This window comes from Ravibacter arvi, assembly GCF_039540405.1.
GTDB classification, from domain to species: domain Bacteria; phylum Bacteroidota; class Bacteroidia; order Cytophagales; family Spirosomataceae; genus Ravibacter; species Ravibacter arvi.
The window spans coordinates 217724-233256 of sequence record NZ_BAABEY010000020.1 but is presented as its reverse complement, the minus strand read 5'-3'; the positions used below and the strand labels follow the sequence as shown (position 1 = coordinate 233256).

Sequence of the window (15533 nt, the reverse complement as noted above, 5' to 3'; positions counted from 1 at the left end):
TCACAACTCAAGGCTCAAAGCTAAAAAAAATGAAAAGCAGAAAACTAAGCCCGGTATTTGTTTTATTAATGGTCCTGACGCTGGGAGCGGCTCATGCGCAAAAGGGTTGGATCTCTCTTTTTGACGGGAAATCGCTTGACGGCTGGAAAGTAGGGGACAACGCCTCCACTTTTTCCATTGAAGACGGCGCGATTAAAGTGGCCGGTCCGAAGGCGCATTTGTATTATATGGGGCCGGTCAGCAACCACGAATTTAAGAATTTCGAATTCAAGGCGCGGGTGAAAACCACCAAGGGGTCCAACTCGGGCATCTACTTTCATACCCTGTACCAGGAAAAGGGGTGGCCCCTGCACGGGTTTGAGGTTCAGATCAACAACACCCACGGGGATTATATAAAAACAGGCAGCCTGTACGAGGTGGTCGATGTGCGGGAAGTATACGTAAAAGATGACGAATGGTTCACCGAACATATTATTGTCAGGGGAAATCACGTTATTATTAAGATCAACGACATTGTGGTGGTTGATTATACCCAACCCGAAAACCCGCTCCGCGTAACGGAAGAAAGAAAAACCAGGGTGATTAAGCCCGGCACGTTTGCAATACAGGGGCATGATCCCAAAAGCGTTGTCTATCTGAAAGACATACAAGTGAAGCTGCTGAAATAGCGGCAGCGGCGTGCCCGACGGCATAGTTTCCGGGTTTGATCCGGTATTACGGCGTAGTAGTGAATTTCGGGAGGGATGCGGCTGATTTCTGATGGCTGACGCCTTTTTATAACCCTTTTGGAATGAAAACTAAGATAGCCGTAATAACCGGCCCAACATCCGGTATCGGAAAGGTAACTACGCTGGCCCTGGCGCAGCTGGGTTTTCGACTTGTTTTGGTAGCAAGGAACGAAGACAAGGCCAAGGCCCTGCTCGGGGAAATAGGTAACCCTTCCGATGCCGTTTTTCTGAAAACGGATCTGTCCGATTTACAATCGGTGAAGGAGACTGTAAAAATGATCCGGCAACACTGTAACCAAATCGATTTGCTCGTGAACAATGCCGGGTTAATCGTGGATGAAAAAGTTTTTTCAGTCAACGGGATTGAATTGACATTTGCCAGTAACCATCTCGGGCATTTTCTGCTTACTACTGAGTTGATCGATTTACTCAGGGTAAGCGAAGATGCCCGGATTGTGCATGTTTCCTCAGAAGCACACCGTTTTGCGCGTTTTAAGGCAGAAGAGCTGGTCAATCCGCCGCGGTATCTTCATTTTATTGTGTATGCCAATTCAAAGCTGGCAAATGTACTGTTTTCTAATGAGCTTGCGGAGCGCTACAGGGGTGACGGGATTACGTCCAATGCCCTGCATCCGGGCACGATCTCAAGCGGCTTCGGGGGCGCTTCCCGGGGCTTGGTCAAGTGGTTCGTGAACCTGGGGAAGCCTTTTTTCAAAAATGTAGAGCAGGGCGCGCTGACGAGTCTTTACCTGGCGACCTCTGCTGACGTGAGGGGCAAGACCGGCGGCTACTATGAAAACCAGAAGCTGGTCAGCGCTTCGCGGGCAGCACAAAATAAGGAAAATGCGTTAAAACTCTGGGAGTTGAGCGAAAGCCTTGTCAGGCATTACCGCGCCTGACCTTCCGGTTGCTGCGATTATTCTGCTACCGATTTTCCGAAAGGAAATCGCTGCACGCTCACAAAACCCATGGCGTCTTTGTGATATTTGGCGAAACAGGCCGGGGCGAAAGCAGCATCAAAAAAAGGAGGCTGGGGTGAAAGCGTTTGCGGCGCCCGGTTGCCGTTAAAATAGTAGACTGTGGTGGTTCCATATTTGGTATAAGGCATCATGTCACCGTAAAGCCGTGCTTCGTTCCAGAGGGTGTCGTCTGCGGTTACGGCGTATATACGTACAACCGGGCCGGTGTTGTTCGCGTTCCTGTAGGTTGCCGTTTCCCTGAAATTACCTTCCAGGTCCGACGGGTTGGGTTGAGAAAGCGCGTCGTACAAAAAGTAGATGCCGGCGATCGCCACCAGTCCTATAATGAGCTTCCGGATATTCATAGGTGTTTTGCTACAGTTTCATAGACAGGGCGATGCGTTTCCTGGAAAGGTCTACTTCGGTCACCTTCACTTTTACAATCTGACGCAGCTTTACCACCTCATTAGGGTCTTTTACGAAGCGGTCTGCCAATTGGGAAACATGGACGAGCCCGTCCTGTTTCACGCCGATGTCCACGAAAGCTCCGAACGCAGTGATATTGGTCACGATGCCGTCCAGGATCATTCCTTCTTTCAGGTCTTCGGGCTTTCTTACTTTATCGTCAAATTCAAATTGTTTCATTTGTTCGCGGGGGTCCCGGGATGGTTTTTCCAGTTCACGGAGAATGTCTTCCAGCGTGGGGAGGCCAGTCGTTTCCGAAACATAGCGGTTGAGGTTGATGCTTTTCCGCAAGCCGGCATCCTGTATGAGCATCCCGACCGAGGCTTTGCAGTCTTTTGCCATGGCCGTGACAATTTCATAGCTTTCCGGGTGAACGGCGCTGTTGTCAAGCGGGTTTTCGGCATTTTCTATCCTCAGGAAGCCGGCGGCCTGTTCAAAGGCTTTGGCGCCCAGGCGCGGCACTTTTAAGAGTTGGCTACGCGACTTGAAATCACCGTTTTTAGCCCGGTACTCCACAATGTTCTGGGCAAGTGCCGGACCGAGCCCCGAGATGTAGCGCAGCAGGTGTTTGCTGGCGGTATTGAGGTTGACACCTACCAGGTTCACGCAGGAGGATACTGTGGTGTCGAGCGCTGATTTCAGGTAGGTTTGGTTGACATCATGCTGGTATTGACCAACCCCGATTGACTTCGGGTCAATCTTGACCAGTTCCGCGAGCGGGTCCATCAGGCGACGACCGATGGATACGGCTCCCCGGACGGTAATATCCTTGTCCGGGAACTCTTCCCGGGCTACTTCGGAGGCGGAATAGATAGAGGCGCCCTGTTCGCTAACGAGAAAGACGCTGACATTGCCGTTGGGGAAGTCGGTTTTGAGCACACCTCGTATAAAATCCTCGGTTTCCCTTCCGGCGGTTCCGTTCCCGATTGCGATTGATTCTACCTGGAAGCGGTCGATGGCAGACCTGATAGCGGCTCTTGAAACATCCGGCTTGTCGAAGGGATAGATCACCATGTCATGCACCAGGTTTCCCTGCGCGTCGAGCACCACCGTCTTGCAGCCGGTTCGGAATCCCGGGTCAATGGCAAGCACTTTTTTCTGTCCGAGCGGCGGCGCGATCAACAGCTGGCGCAGGTTTTCGGTAAATACCTTAATGGCATATTCATCCGCTTTTTCTTTCGAGAGGTTGGAAAATTCCGTCTCGATAGAGGGTTTCAACAGGCGCTTAAAGCTGTCCGTAATTGCTTTTTCCACCTGGTCTCTGGAAGCATTGCTGCCCCTGAGGAACATCCGGTCGAGGGATTCCAGCGCGCGTTCTTCATCCGGGGAAATGTCCACGCTCAGAAAGCCTTCTTCTTCGCCCCTGCGGATGGCAAGCAGCCGGTGGGAGGGAATACGGTTCAATGGTTCGGAGAAGTCGAAATAGTCTTTGTACTTGGCGGCTTCTTCTTCTTTTTTCTTTTTTACTTTGGACGAGATTATGGCGCTTCTTTCAAATGCATGCCTCACTTTGTTCCGGGCTTCCACGTTCTCGCTGATCCATTCGGCCATGATATCGCGGGCGCCCTGCAGAGCTGCTTCGGTATCGGTTACCCGGTCATTCAGGAAGGCCATTGCCTTCCGTTCCGGGTTTTGTTCATTTCCGGAGAAAATCAGTTCGGCTAGCGGCTGAAGGCCGTTTTCAATAGCTACCGAAGCTTTGGTTTTTCGCTTGGGCTTGTAGGGGAGGTAGAGGTCCTCCAGCTCGGTCAGCACAAAGGTATTTTCTATTTGCGTTTTCAGCGCAGCAGTAAGCTTTCCCTGCTCATCTATGCTTTTCAGGATGGCCTCGCGCCGCTTATCTACCTCAAGCTGTTTCTCGTACGCTTCTTTTACGGCATTGATACCTACCTCATCAAGCCCGTTGGTGGCTTCCTTCCGGTACCGCGCGATAAAAGGGACGGTGGCGCCTTCTTCCAGGAGTTTAACCACATTACGTACCTGATTTTCAGAGACAGAAGTTTTTTGAGCGATCCAGACGAAATTCATGAAACAAAGGAATTGTTGACTTACAGGCGCAAATATAGGGGTGAGGCGTGAGTTGTGCGCGCTGGGAGGGCTTTTTTGGTTGCGGTTTCGACTGCGAGGTGACCAGACCTCCTCCAATGCTGGTTGTTACATTATCCTGGGTCTTAGAGACATTTGCTGAAATCCCGAAGCTCAATGGGTTGAGTCCTGCTGTAATCAAGGTACCGTCTTTATCATGGATAGTTTCATAGAAAACTTTGAAGGGGCCTGTGGGATGATTTTTACGTAAACCCGAAGAAGAGTATTTGCTTACTCAAAACAGCTTTTTTCTTCATTGGGCTTACTGCGATCTAGACTTCCTGCTTTCCCAGCTTGAGAGGGGAAAAAGCAATTGTTATTGGATTGGACGGATTTGCTTGCAGGACCACACGGGACAGCACAGGCAACACCCTCTACGTATCTTAAAACACCTTTACTAATGGCTCTCATCCCATATTTAAAAAGGCCAACATAAATTGTGCCATCGGGTCGTTTTCCATTCCATCCAAAGTTTTCGATATCCTTATAGTTCATAAAATCCCTTTGAAACAAAACTGTGTCTCCCTTCGCGCTAATTATTGTAAATCCCTGAATTTCTACATCTTCTTCACTAGTAAAAGGATAAAAGAAATCGTTCACCTTATCACGGTTCGGTGTAAATACGTTAGGCACGTAAATTCGAGCACCTTGATGTGTGAACTCAACAGCCTCGGTTCCACAACAGTCTCTAAACAAATCTTCAACAGGATTTGGTTGATCCTGAGGGAGGCATGAGTTCAATGACAAAATCAGAACAGAGTAAAACGCAATTCTTTTCATGAACATTATTTGGACGGTTTGCGATCTTACTTTACAGCGATTACCTTTTTTATCTGCATCTCCGTTTCTTTAACTCTAAAGTTGCATTTATGAATTGAATTTGCTTTTACCTTATTTTAGACAAAATACAGAATTCATACTTAGCTCCAAAACCCCATCGCCAACACAATGCTATCTTTAAAAGCAATTCTTTTCCTTATTTGCCTGCCCTTTGTTGACATTCCCACCCTGACCAGCCTGCGACGGAAAAAAACAACCTTCTTTCCCTGCAAAAATCTTGGCGTCCGGTCCGCAAAGAATGGCGCAACCCTCGCCTTCAACAATGTGCTTGTTAGCCTTTTTGTCGTCCACCCTCATCTTATATTTGAACCTCCCTTTATACAGACTTCCGTCCGGGCGCCTTCCGTCCCATCCATAATCTTCGATTTTTGACTTTCCGTCGAAATACACTTTCTGGTATAACAAAGTATCCCCCTCAGCGCTCAGTATACCAAATCCCCATACTGCGGCTACCGTACCATTTATGTATGGGCCAAAATAATCGTTAACACCGTCTTTGTTAGGCGTAAAAGCGTTGGGAACGTAAATTTTCTTCCCTTCATAGTCAAATTCTACGGGTTGGGCTCCGCAACAGGAAGCGTATTCTTCCGACACTGGTTGAGGGTCGTTCTGCGACGAGCAGGTTTGGGCAGAGCAGATAACCAGCAAAATAGGGAGTAGAAATAATGGTTTCATGTTCGTATAAGATGTAATTGACAATATAAACTAACTGATCGCTTCGACCTGAAGTTACTTTTTCCTCTTTTTATACTCTTTTTTTTATGTTTTGTATTCGTCCGCATCACACCAGTACCACTTGCGGTGTTTTAACCAGCTTCTGATATATATGTAGAGCTTGTCAAATAGTTTAAAAGAATTTCCCTTTTCTGGATAATCGGGATTTTTTACATACAGTAGCCTAGTAGACTCTCGGTTTTCAATCTTAAAAATATATTCATTAGAAAACCAGAGGGTATTGCCCGGAGGTCCAACGACAAGCATTTTTGTTGTATCGCCTTCTATCGTATAAATTCCCCACCTAGCTCCCCGGTTATAAAAGTCAAAAAACGCCTTCTCTTGTATCCCTAAAATATTTTAAATGGTAGTTAAAAATTGCTGTTCCATCGTTATAAAACATACAATACCTCTCAGGTATTGTATGTTTTATACAAGGGATCGATCTGAAACGATAAGAATAATAGCCGTCACTTCGAAGCTTTTCTGATAGGTTCATGTCTCGGTTATTGTGACAATATTCTCTTAATTTAAATGCTGCACTCTCTAATGCTAGATTAGTAATAAGAGCAACTGAAATAAACTGCAATATTTTGATAAGTAATTTCATCTCAAAAATCGGGACTCTACTCTTTTGATTTCTCTTTTGTTTCGATTATGTTCTACTTTAATTCTTCTATGGTAACAAATCATGCCCGCAGTTTAAAGTCTTCTTCATATTCTGAAAACCGTCCTATTTTGATTAAAATAGCAGCATCATCTAGCTATTGTAATTGAATACCAAATCCAGATTGGCTACCAAATATTCCCGGTGATGATATGACTTTTTAGCTTCAAAAGGCTTTAAAACTTTAAATTGAGTATAGGGAATAATTCTGACGAAATTGACCTCACACCATAAGAAGTACCTGGAGGAGAAACCACTTACTTCCTAATGCACCGTATCTGTCAATAACTTGAACCTACATAAAAATGTTTTCTGTTGTACCTGCTATTGCGGCATTTGCGGGATATTTAGTTACTAAAGCTGTTGATTGTACCGCCTTATCGCCATTCCTAAAAAACTATTATTCTCTACTCATTTTCAATGCGTATTCATACTTTTTTTTAATAGCTCCCTCAAAGTGTCCATTATAATTACTCAAGAATTTCACCAATTCAGAATAATCTTAAACAGTCCAATATTTTTCTACACCTTCGCTCAATAATCTACCATTTCTTTCGCTTTCATAACTATTAATTTGACGTTGTTTTATCTTTTATAACCCAATCTAAACCTCTTTATAATTGTCAATGATAGGGTTCAAATTCTTTTTTAGGAATGTATTTATACCGTCCAACCATTTTACCAAAATGCCCTCGCCTTTTATTTGAGTACCAGAAAGATTAGATTTCTATTATAGAAATACTCTTTCAATTCATTGCATCCATAAAATAAACCACTTTCCTTAAATAACAATGTCACATCTACCTCATAAGAAGATCTATAATCGTATGACAATGTTATTTTGAAATGACTATGGTTATATTCGACAATTCCTTATATATTCTGTTTAATTGTGAATCCGAAAAGGAGCAATATAGGTTCAACTATTGATTTTGCAAGTTCATTAAAGTTCATAAAGAGATCTGTTTAATGTTATGGATGATATGCTCCCGTTGAAGGATTATAAATCCACCCTCTCACGTTTAGCAGCTTCCATGCTAACACGCTTCATTCCTTCTCCAAAATCGTTTGCCCCCCCTTATCGCCAACTATGAGAGCTTACCAAACATTCCATTCACCATCTGTTTCAAGCTGAAGCATTACAGCTTCTACACAATTTCTATCTTCTGATTTCAAAGAAACAAAGAACTCGATATCACTTTCAAATTTAATGGCAATTTTTTCTTCATTTTCATCCTCATAAGCAGAGAGAATTTTCTGGTTTATTAGAGAACACAAAGTATCATAATAGCCGAAATCTGCTGAAGTGATAATTTTGTTTTGATTTTTTATTAGCGGCAAAGTGTAAGTATTTAACACTGGACCATCAAACAAAAACTGAATATAGTCTCTGATAAAAGTTATTCCTACCAATTCAAGCGTTTCTAAAACTTTCAATATTGGCTTGTTTAAATTCTGTTCACTCATAACTAGTATTATTTAGCTGGTATATGCCACCACGGATTTGAAGGAAAAATTGTTTGACCTGTGAAGGGATTAATAGTCTGTCCTGCTTTGTTAAAATAAGAGCCATAACCGCCTGGATATTGATATTTACCAGTTGTGACTGGATCCATAAATCTAAATCCAGTAGCTTTAGGGCTAAGTCCATTACCTCCAACCCCTTCTATAAACTGGAAGCCTTTACCGCTTGTTGCTGGAATTGGTCCAGTTGCTCCTTTAGGTACAGGAAATACTGTACCTCCTTCACTTACAATAAAACTTGGAGTACTTTTTACCCCGTTAGCGGCTCTCTTACTTCTGCTTATTCATTACTCCACATACGGCAAAGACACCGTCAATAACTCAACATACCACAATAATTCATTTTTTACATTACGCCCATTCTCTTGTTTATATCTATTATCATTAACCCATCTATTAATTTCCGAAATACTCAATAAATTTTTAAAAGTAAATTTGCCTTTTGAAGTGTAAATTATCATTTCAATATCCCAATCAGATGGCCCAAATGAAAATTCTACTCTTGTGTTATAACAAGTTAACCTCTTTTCAAAAAAGAATGTCTTTTGAAAAGTAAAGTAAGAAGCACTTCTTCTATTTCATTAAGTGCTTTCAAAAAATCGTCTGTTAATTTATTTTTTATGGCCATAACCCTTTATTATTTAATAAGTTTCTTTCCGCACCTAAGAAAGTTTGCCCTACAGTTCTGTTTGGATTTAATAACGTTGATGCTAATTGTGAATTTGGTCTAAGCCAAGAAGCGTCTTTAATGGTGTATCCATCTCTAAGTGTTTTTCTTAGCACCGACATATTTTGGTAGTAATTCGCCTTTGGACTTTCTAAGTTTGGCAAGTCATTTAGCAAAGTTTGACTTCTTGGAATACCTTTTAAACCCTCTAAACGTCCAATGTATTTTACTTTATCTACCCCCTTAGCGGCATTTTGAAAAATTATTTTTCTTTAATCATCTTCAATGCGAACTCATACTTTTTCTTAACACTCCCTACAAGTTTTCCTTTATTTTTCAAGAAATTCACCAATCCGGAATAATCTTTCACCATCCAATATTTTTTTACACCTTCATTCAGTAATCTTTTATTTCTTTCGCTCTCATAATTATCAATTTGATGCTGCCTTATCCTTTCTAATTCAGTTTGAATTACCTTATGATTTTGAATAATATTATTCAAATTATCTTTAAAAAATTTATCCACTCCCTCTAACCATTTTATCATTGAGTTCTCATTTATTATTTGAGTAGCAGAAAAATTAGATTTATTATCATAGAAGTATTGTTTCAAGTCGGCGTATCCATAAAATAAACCGCTTTCTTTAAATAACACTGTTACATCTCCCTCATAAGAAGAATTGTAATCATAGGAGATAGTTATTGTTAGATAATTATGGTCGTATTCAAGTATCCCATTTATATCTTGTTTTAATTTAAACCCGAACAAGACTAGAATGGGTTCAACGATAGATGTTACAAGGTTATTAAAACTCATAGAAATTCTGTTTAAGTATTATGGGAGATGATATGCTCCTGTTGAAGGATTATAAATCCAACCCCTACTTTCTAATAATTTTCTTTCTGCATTTAAAAATCCACCTGTAGGAATTTGCTGACCATTAGGGTATCTGTAAGAGTCAAATATTGGATTGCCCGAATGCATTTCTCGCCGTAAAAAACCAGAATTTTGTTTCCAATTAAGTTTGGGAGAACCTTGGTCATACATTTTAAGCATTCTATCACCTGTTTTCCATCCTTCTGCTGTGGTTGTAGTAGGTTTTCCAAACTTAAATAAATTCAATCCACCTTGTGTTCCCGTCTTAGCGGCGCTATTCCGATATGATGGCAATTCTATACTATATCTATTTCCACCCCCAAAGTCACCTGTATTTATATTTGGGAATTCTGTAGTTGCGTATTGGGTTAAGGTTTTTCCTGTCCATGGACTAACTCCCCATCTTCTGGCATCCACAAAACCCTTTGCTAACCCTACGCCAAGCCCCCCTGCAGCCCCGGTAGCAGCACCGGAGCCCACTCCGCCCCAAAAGTTCCTGCCACTAATAGCACTTCCAATACCGCCCAAAGTTCCTCCTACCGCAGCTCCGGTAATCATGTTAGTTGCTGCACTCCTCACCAACGGGCTTGCTACCTGAGGAATGATAGGAGACACCATTGGCGCAATAGCGGTTGCGAGAGTAGAACCGGCAATTGAAGTAACGGCTCCTAAGCTCGCATTTGTTACGATTTGATCGAAGCTCGCGCCGCCAAGAGCTGCGTTTCCCCCGCTTAGTATCGCGCCGGAAAGTGCAATTTGTCCATACCCTGCTACAAAACCTGAAGCAAATCCTACGCCAAAGAATCCAAGTCCCTGCTCAAAAGATTTTATATTGCCTAAGTTAGATAAAAGATTATAAGCTCCGGTAAATGCTCCCAAAATAACATTGTCCCAAAAAACAAGATGACCACTCGGATCTGTGTAAGCCAGCGGATTATTAAAAGCGTAGCTATAACGATTATAACTTTGAGTGGATGTTAATTCTTGTATATAGTTATCAGGACTCAACATCCTTCCCAAAACCGGATCATACATACGGCCGTTCATGTTAATGAGCCCGAACCGATCAAGATGTTCGTGACCCGTATAACCGCGATATAGCCATGTTGGTAAAGTTATCGTAGCAGTGGGGGCCAAAAGCGCCCATGAGTTTACGTCACGTCTGCGTCCCCAAGCATCAAATGATTGTTCGGCTTCTAAAGTTCCGCTGCCATTGGTAACAGTCAATATTGATCCCAGGTGATCGGTGTAGGTATAGTGAACGGTATGGCTGCTCCCCTGGCTTTCGATAATGGCTACCAGTCCGATGGGCGAGGAGATGTATTGAATGTACCTGGTGGTGCCTCCCGTAATGTCTTTTTCATAACCGGCCTCGAAATAATAGCGGGTATTCATTGTGTTGGCCCCCTGTTTTAATTCGGCTTTAGATCGGTTATAGTCCGCGCCGTAGGAGTAGGTGAGCAGGAAATTGTTTTCGGCGACGGTTGCCGGCTGCATGAAAGCGGTATACGTGATATCCTGTGTGAGCAGTGGTATCGGTGAGGGTGCCGGATTGGTTACGCCGGCTACTGCGTGTATTTTGCCGGAATGATAGCTGTAAGTGCCTGCATCGGTTTTGGTATTGAAATTACCATTGGCATGATAACTGGCACTGATGGACACCCCACCGGAAACACTGGCTCCCGTTAGCCTTTGAAGGTTGTCGTAGGTAAAGGTTTCTGTTTTGTTTTTTCTTACATCCTGGCGGGAGGAGAGATTCCCCTTTGGATAGTCCTAAATCAGTTTCAGGCCCTTCATCCTATCTTTAAAAGCAATTCTTTTCCTTATTTGGCTGCCCTTTGTTGACATTCCCGCCCTGACCAGCCTGCGACGGGAAAAAACAACCTTCTTTCCCGGCGAAGATCTTGGCGTCCGGGCCGCAGAGAATGGCGCAGTCCTCGCCTTCCACGATGTGCTTGTTGGCCTTTTCGTCGTTTACCCGCATCTTATATTTAAACTTACCTTTATACAAGCTTCCGTCAGGGTGTTTTCCAGCCCATCCATAATCCTCGATTTTTGACTTTCCGTCGAAATATACTTTCTGGAATAGCAAAGTATCTCCCTCAGCGCTCAGGATACTAAATTCCCATACAGCGGCTACCGTACCGTTTATGTACGGACAAAAATAATCGTTAACACCGTCTTTGTAAGGCGTAAAAGCGTTGGGAACGTAGATTTTCTTCCCTTCGTAATCAAACTCTACGGGTTTAGCCCCACAACAGGATGCATATTCTTCCGACATTGCTTGAGGGTCGTTTTGCGATGAGCCGGTCTGGGCAGATAACCAGCAAAATGGAAAGTAGAAATAGTGGTTTCATATTAGTGTAAGATGTAATTGACAATATAAACTAACTGATCGCGCTTCGACCCCAATTTATTTTTCTCGCTTTTTGTACTCTTTTTTCCAGGTTTTGTATTGGTCCTTATCACACCAGTACCACTTGCGGTGTTTTAACCAGCTTTTATCCGGATCGGGGAGGGTATCCGAAGGATAGAATCTTCCTGCTTCTGAAATATGCGTGCCGTTTGTTAAGTAATTTAGAGCACCATTTTCAGCATAGTCTGGACTGCTTACGGATACCAATCTAATAGATTCTTTGTTCTCTATTTTAAAAGTGTATTCATCAGAAAGCCAGGAAGTGTTGCCAGGTGATTCTACAACAAGCATTCTTATTGTATCGCCCTCAACGGTATAGCTTCCCCACTGAGTACCACGATTATAAAAGCCCAAAAAACGATCTTTTGCTTCTTTGAAATAATCAAGATGATAATCAAATATCGCCATCCCATCGCTATAAAATATACAAAAACTTTCAGGTATTGGTCTACCCGTTGCATATTCCAGGTATTGGATCCGATAAGAATAATAGCCATCGCTGCGAATCTTATCGTTGACTCTCAGCGGTCGATTTTTATGGCAATATTCCTTCAACTTAAATGCTTCGATAGATCTACGGCTCGGATGACATGAACCTCCCCCCCCGATAAGAAATAAAACAAGGATCGAAACTAACCATTTCATAAGTGCTTTGTTTTGAAATAAGAAGCAATCAGACTGCACTCAAATTTACCTTTCCAAGAAGGAATATGAATTATAGTCCCCTGCGTAACCGAATCATCCGGTTTTGAAGTTTTTGCCGGCAATTTTGTTAGTAACAGGGTAGGAAAAAACAACTGCGCCACAAAGTATACAGTAGAGAAACTCTAATTGTATACCCTGTAGCGCAGCTGTAGATTTATAAGAACGAACTAAAGCTACTTCTTATAAATCTCGTTGTTTTTATTCCCGCCGGCTTTGAGGAAAGCCATGAGGTCTTTGAGTTCATCGGGATTTAAGCCGTTGATCAATCCCGGGAGCATCACCGAGACGGTCGAGAAGGAGGTGGATACGACATCCTTCTTGGCTACTTTCTCCTGTTCGTCCGGAGTAAACGGATTCTGAGCGACATAATAATGCGTAGCATCTTCGTTAGCCAGTCTCCCGACAACCGATCCGCCGTTTTTCAGCGAGAAAACGGTTGCGGCATATTGATCAGAAATTGCTTTGTTCGGGTCGATAATGGCCTCCAGGATATCTTTTGAAGAAAACCTTGTAGCGAGCTGGCTAAGATCCGGCCCTGCATTTTCACCCTCACCGGCAATGGTATGACACTTGGAGCAAAGTACCGCGGAATAAATCAGCTTACCCGTTTCGAAATCACGACCTTTTAAGCTGGCATCGGTGATAACAGAATCGGCCTGCTCCAGCGTCCACCTGCGGCCCGGCCCTTTGATGTCATATTGCCCGACGAGGTCATTCCCGCTTTGCGAAAGCTTGTCACCGCCCGAAAGCTTGTCATATTTGGCAAGCTCGGCTTTAGGTACATTGGATAGGGCTATTTTCCTGGCCCGATCCAGGAAGCCGACATAGCTGCGCCCTCCCTTGTAGTTGAAAGCCTCCCGGTACCAGGAGAAGTATTTGCTGCGGCTTTCTTCCGTCCAGCCCGCTTTTTGCTGGCTGAGGGCCATGGCATAATAAGTATGCTGTGGAGATGGCATTTCTGCAAGCATTCCTGCGATATCCAGGCCGTATTGCGGGTTACGCAATACCAGTTCTGAAGAAGAGGTAGCGTAGCTGGCATCCAGCTCCATTTCGTCGGGCGTCTCATCTTTGCCCATGAGGGCCAGTGTTTTTTCAATGACGGTAGGCGACTGTAGGTTGACGAGGATTTTGACCAGCAATTTATTTTGATTGGTAGAACCCGAAGGGTACTTGCTGTCAAGGAAGGCGGTTAGCTTGGTTTTTTCAGCAGCAGCGGGCATACCATGACGATAAAGAGCTACTTCCAGCGTGCGAAGGAAAGCTATTTTCTGTTCCAGGGAAAGTGGCTCGAAATCGATAGAAAGCGCCTTGTCGACAATAAGTTTGAGGTCAGATTTGTCCCCCTGGCGGGCAAGCGCCAGCAGCGCGTTGATAGCAGCAGGTGCGTTCGGTTCTTCGCTGACCTTTCCTCTCCATTCGCCGACGGGTTGGTTCTCGACCGCTATCCTTGCTGCATAACGTACATAGCGATCGGCATGGCCAAGCTGAGGCCAGGCAGCGGCGACAGCTCCCGGGTCTTTCCTGCCGTGGAATTGCTCCAGGGAAACGCGCAGTTTCCCTTCGGCCGTACGTTCAAACGGCACTACATTCGCATCCGGTTGAATTGACTTGTAATCTTTATGATATACCCTGTAAACGTCCGAAGCCAGCCTGCGGCCCCCCGTCATAAAGTAAAGCGCGCCGTCGGGGCCTATTACCCCGTCTGTAAGCGGAAGAGGCACACCTGAAAGAAATTCTTCCCTTTCGGCGGAATAGCTGGCGCCTTCCGGCTTCAGTTTCAGCGCGTGAACGATCCCGAAGCTCCAGTCGAAGGCCAGCAGCGTATTCCGGTATTTTTCAGGGAAACGGGCTTTGTTTGCGTAGATAAGGTTAGTCGGGGAGCCGTGCCCGATATTGATTATGGCCGGGAGGTTATCCGGGTAGGCCGAAGCCCACTTCTGATCACCGGTACGCCAGCCGAACTCACTGCCCGAGGTTGCATGGTTAATACGCGTAGGCCTGTACCAGGGTTGCCCGAAATCCCACTCCATGTCGGCGTCGTATACAAACAGGTCGCCGGCTTCGTTGAAGGCAAGATCGAACGGGTTCCGGTACCCGGCGCTTACGAGCTTCCAGTTTTTACCTTCAGGGTCGATATTAACGATCCAACCGCCCGGTGCGTGGCGGTCGTTTGCATGCCCTCTCGGGTCTTTGATCATAGGGAAAAGGTTATCGTCTCCCCAGTTCCTGGGAAGCGTATACTCGTTTACCTCGGGCAGATCGGTGTGGTTCCCGGCAATGATAAACAGCGATTTTCCGTCGGGAGACGGGATGATGCTATGCGGACCGTGTTCCCCGCTTCCGTTAAACTCCCGGATAGTGGTGATCTTGTCGAATTGGTCGTCACCATTGGTATCGAAAAGGCGGTACACCCCGCTATTCGTCCTGAAATTGGGATTAGGATGGTTATTGATAACCACGTAAAGGCTGTTAAAAGCATATAAAAGCCCGTTGGCATACCCCATGACGAGGCTGTCCTTGTCCCACGATATACTCAGCTTTTCAACCTTGACAGAGTCTTTGGACCCGATTTCGGGAATGGTAGTCCTGAAAAGGCCTCCGTATTGGTCAGAAGTAATCAACCTCCCTTTGTCGTCAAATGCCATCGCCACCCATGATCCTTCTTCATGATCGGAAGGACTGTAAAGGTGCTCAGCGACAAAACCCGGTTGTAATTTCAGTTTTTCGGTTTTAGGGTCGGTTTCGGCCGGTTTTTCTGGCGATCCGCAGCTTTGCAGGAGACAAAGCCCGACCAGTGCAAAAGCGCCCCAACCAAGGTAGCGTTTGTAAGGCTTGGTTAACATAGAAGAAAAGAATGTTTAGCTTTCATAAAGAGTTGTAGAAAAG

General features: G+C 44.5%; 12 protein-coding genes. 2 read left to right on the top strand and 10 right to left on the bottom strand.

Translation table 11 applies throughout. The features are described 5' to 3' along the window. Positions 1–29: 29 nt before the first annotated feature. Together ABD852_RS10915 and ABD852_RS10910 are read left to right on the top strand one after the other, a co-directional pair. On the top strand, positions 30–668 hold the full coding sequence (locus ABD852_RS10915; RefSeq protein ID WP_345028615.1) for a 3-keto-disaccharide hydrolase: 639 nt from the start codon (positions 30–32) through the stop codon (positions 666–668). Positions 669–790: 122 nt separating this feature from the next. After that, positions 791–1627: an SDR family NAD(P)-dependent oxidoreductase gene (locus tag ABD852_RS10910; protein ID WP_345028614.1), complete on the top strand. Its 837-nt coding sequence runs from the start codon at positions 791–793 to the stop codon at positions 1625–1627. A gap of 17 nt (positions 1628–1644) precedes the next feature. Here ABD852_RS10910 and ABD852_RS10905 read toward each other — a convergent pair whose 3' ends face one another. The 10 genes from ABD852_RS10905 to ABD852_RS10860 form a co-directional block, all read right to left on the bottom strand. Beyond that, positions 1645–2052 carry a hypothetical protein gene (locus ABD852_RS10905; RefSeq protein ID WP_345028613.1) on the bottom strand — a complete coding sequence of 136 codons (408 nt, stop codon included), beginning with the start codon at positions 2050–2052 and terminating at the stop codon, positions 1645–1647. A gap of 10 nt (positions 2053–2062) precedes the next feature. Further along, positions 2063–4180, bottom strand: coding sequence for a Tex family protein (locus ABD852_RS10900; RefSeq protein WP_345028612.1), 2118 nt, complete (start codon positions 4178–4180; stop codon positions 2063–2065). Positions 4181–4468: 288 nt separating this feature from the next. After that, on the bottom strand, positions 4469–5017 hold the full coding sequence (locus tag ABD852_RS10895) for a T9SS type B sorting domain-containing protein (protein ID WP_345028611.1): 549 nt from the start codon (positions 5015–5017) through the stop codon (positions 4469–4471). Positions 5018–5194: 177 nt separating this feature from the next. Further along, positions 5195–5752, bottom strand: coding sequence for a T9SS type B sorting domain-containing protein (locus ABD852_RS10890; RefSeq protein WP_345028610.1), 558 nt, complete (start codon positions 5750–5752; stop codon positions 5195–5197). Between the two features lie 1804 nt (positions 5753–7556). Continuing rightward, a complete protein-coding gene (locus tag ABD852_RS10885) occupies positions 7557–7925 on the bottom strand; it encodes a hypothetical protein (protein ID WP_345028609.1) in 369 nt (122 codons plus the stop codon). Between the two features lie 986 nt (positions 7926–8911). Further along, entirely contained in the window at positions 8912–9466 is a 555-nt protein-coding gene (locus tag ABD852_RS10880) for a hypothetical protein (RefSeq protein WP_345028607.1), read from the bottom strand. A gap of 18 nt (positions 9467–9484) precedes the next feature. Then, positions 9485–11188 (bottom strand): RHS repeat-associated core domain-containing protein, encoded by a 1704-nt coding sequence (locus ABD852_RS10875; protein WP_345028606.1) that lies wholly within the window; start codon positions 11186–11188, stop codon positions 9485–9487. Between the two features lie 142 nt (positions 11189–11330). After that, entirely contained in the window at positions 11331–11807 is a 477-nt protein-coding gene (locus tag ABD852_RS10870) for a T9SS type B sorting domain-containing protein (RefSeq protein ID WP_345028604.1), read from the bottom strand. A gap of 132 nt (positions 11808–11939) precedes the next feature. Then, positions 11940–12587, bottom strand: a complete 648-nt coding sequence (locus ABD852_RS10865; protein ID WP_345028603.1) for a hypothetical protein — start codon at positions 12585–12587, stop codon at positions 11940–11942. Positions 12588–12820: 233 nt separating this feature from the next. Continuing rightward, positions 12821–15490, bottom strand: a complete 2670-nt coding sequence (locus tag ABD852_RS10860) for a c-type cytochrome (protein WP_345028602.1) — start codon at positions 15488–15490, stop codon at positions 12821–12823. Between the last annotated feature and the right edge of the window lie 43 nt (positions 15491–15533).

Excerpts from the sequence above, each read along its gene's own strand:
- ABD852_RS10910 (WP_345028614.1), top strand. The coding sequence starts at position 791 with ATGAAAACTAAGATAGCCGTAATAACCGGCCCAACATCCGGTATCGGA.
- ABD852_RS10885 (WP_345028609.1), bottom strand. The coding sequence starts at position 7,925 with ATGAGTGAACAGAATTTAAACAAGCCAATATTGAAAGTTTTAGAAACG.
- ABD852_RS10900 (WP_345028612.1), bottom strand. The coding sequence starts at position 4,180 with ATGAATTTCGTCTGGATCGCTCAAAAAACTTCTGTCTCTGAAAATCAG.
- ABD852_RS10915 (WP_345028615.1), top strand. The coding sequence starts at position 30 with ATGAAAAGCAGAAAACTAAGCCCGGTATTTGTTTTATTAATGGTCCTG.
- ABD852_RS10895 (WP_345028611.1), bottom strand. The coding sequence starts at position 5,017 with ATGAAAAGAATTGCGTTTTACTCTGTTCTGATTTTGTCATTGAACTCA.
- ABD852_RS10860 (WP_345028602.1), bottom strand. The coding sequence starts at position 15,490 with ATGTTAACCAAGCCTTACAAACGCTACCTTGGTTGGGGCGCTTTTGCA.
- ABD852_RS10890 (WP_345028610.1), bottom strand. The coding sequence starts at position 5,752 with ATGAAACCATTATTTCTACTCCCTATTTTGCTGGTTATCTGCTCTGCC.
- ABD852_RS10880 (WP_345028607.1), bottom strand. The coding sequence starts at position 9,466 with ATGAGTTTTAATAACCTTGTAACATCTATCGTTGAACCCATTCTAGTC.
- ABD852_RS10905 (WP_345028613.1), bottom strand. The coding sequence starts at position 2,052 with ATGAATATCCGGAAGCTCATTATAGGACTGGTGGCGATCGCCGGCATC.
- ABD852_RS10870 (WP_345028604.1), bottom strand. The coding sequence starts at position 11,807 with ATGTCGGAAGAATATGCATCCTGTTGTGGGGCTAAACCCGTAGAGTTT.
- ABD852_RS10865 (WP_345028603.1), bottom strand. The coding sequence starts at position 12,587 with ATGAAATGGTTAGTTTCGATCCTTGTTTTATTTCTTATCGGGGGGGGA.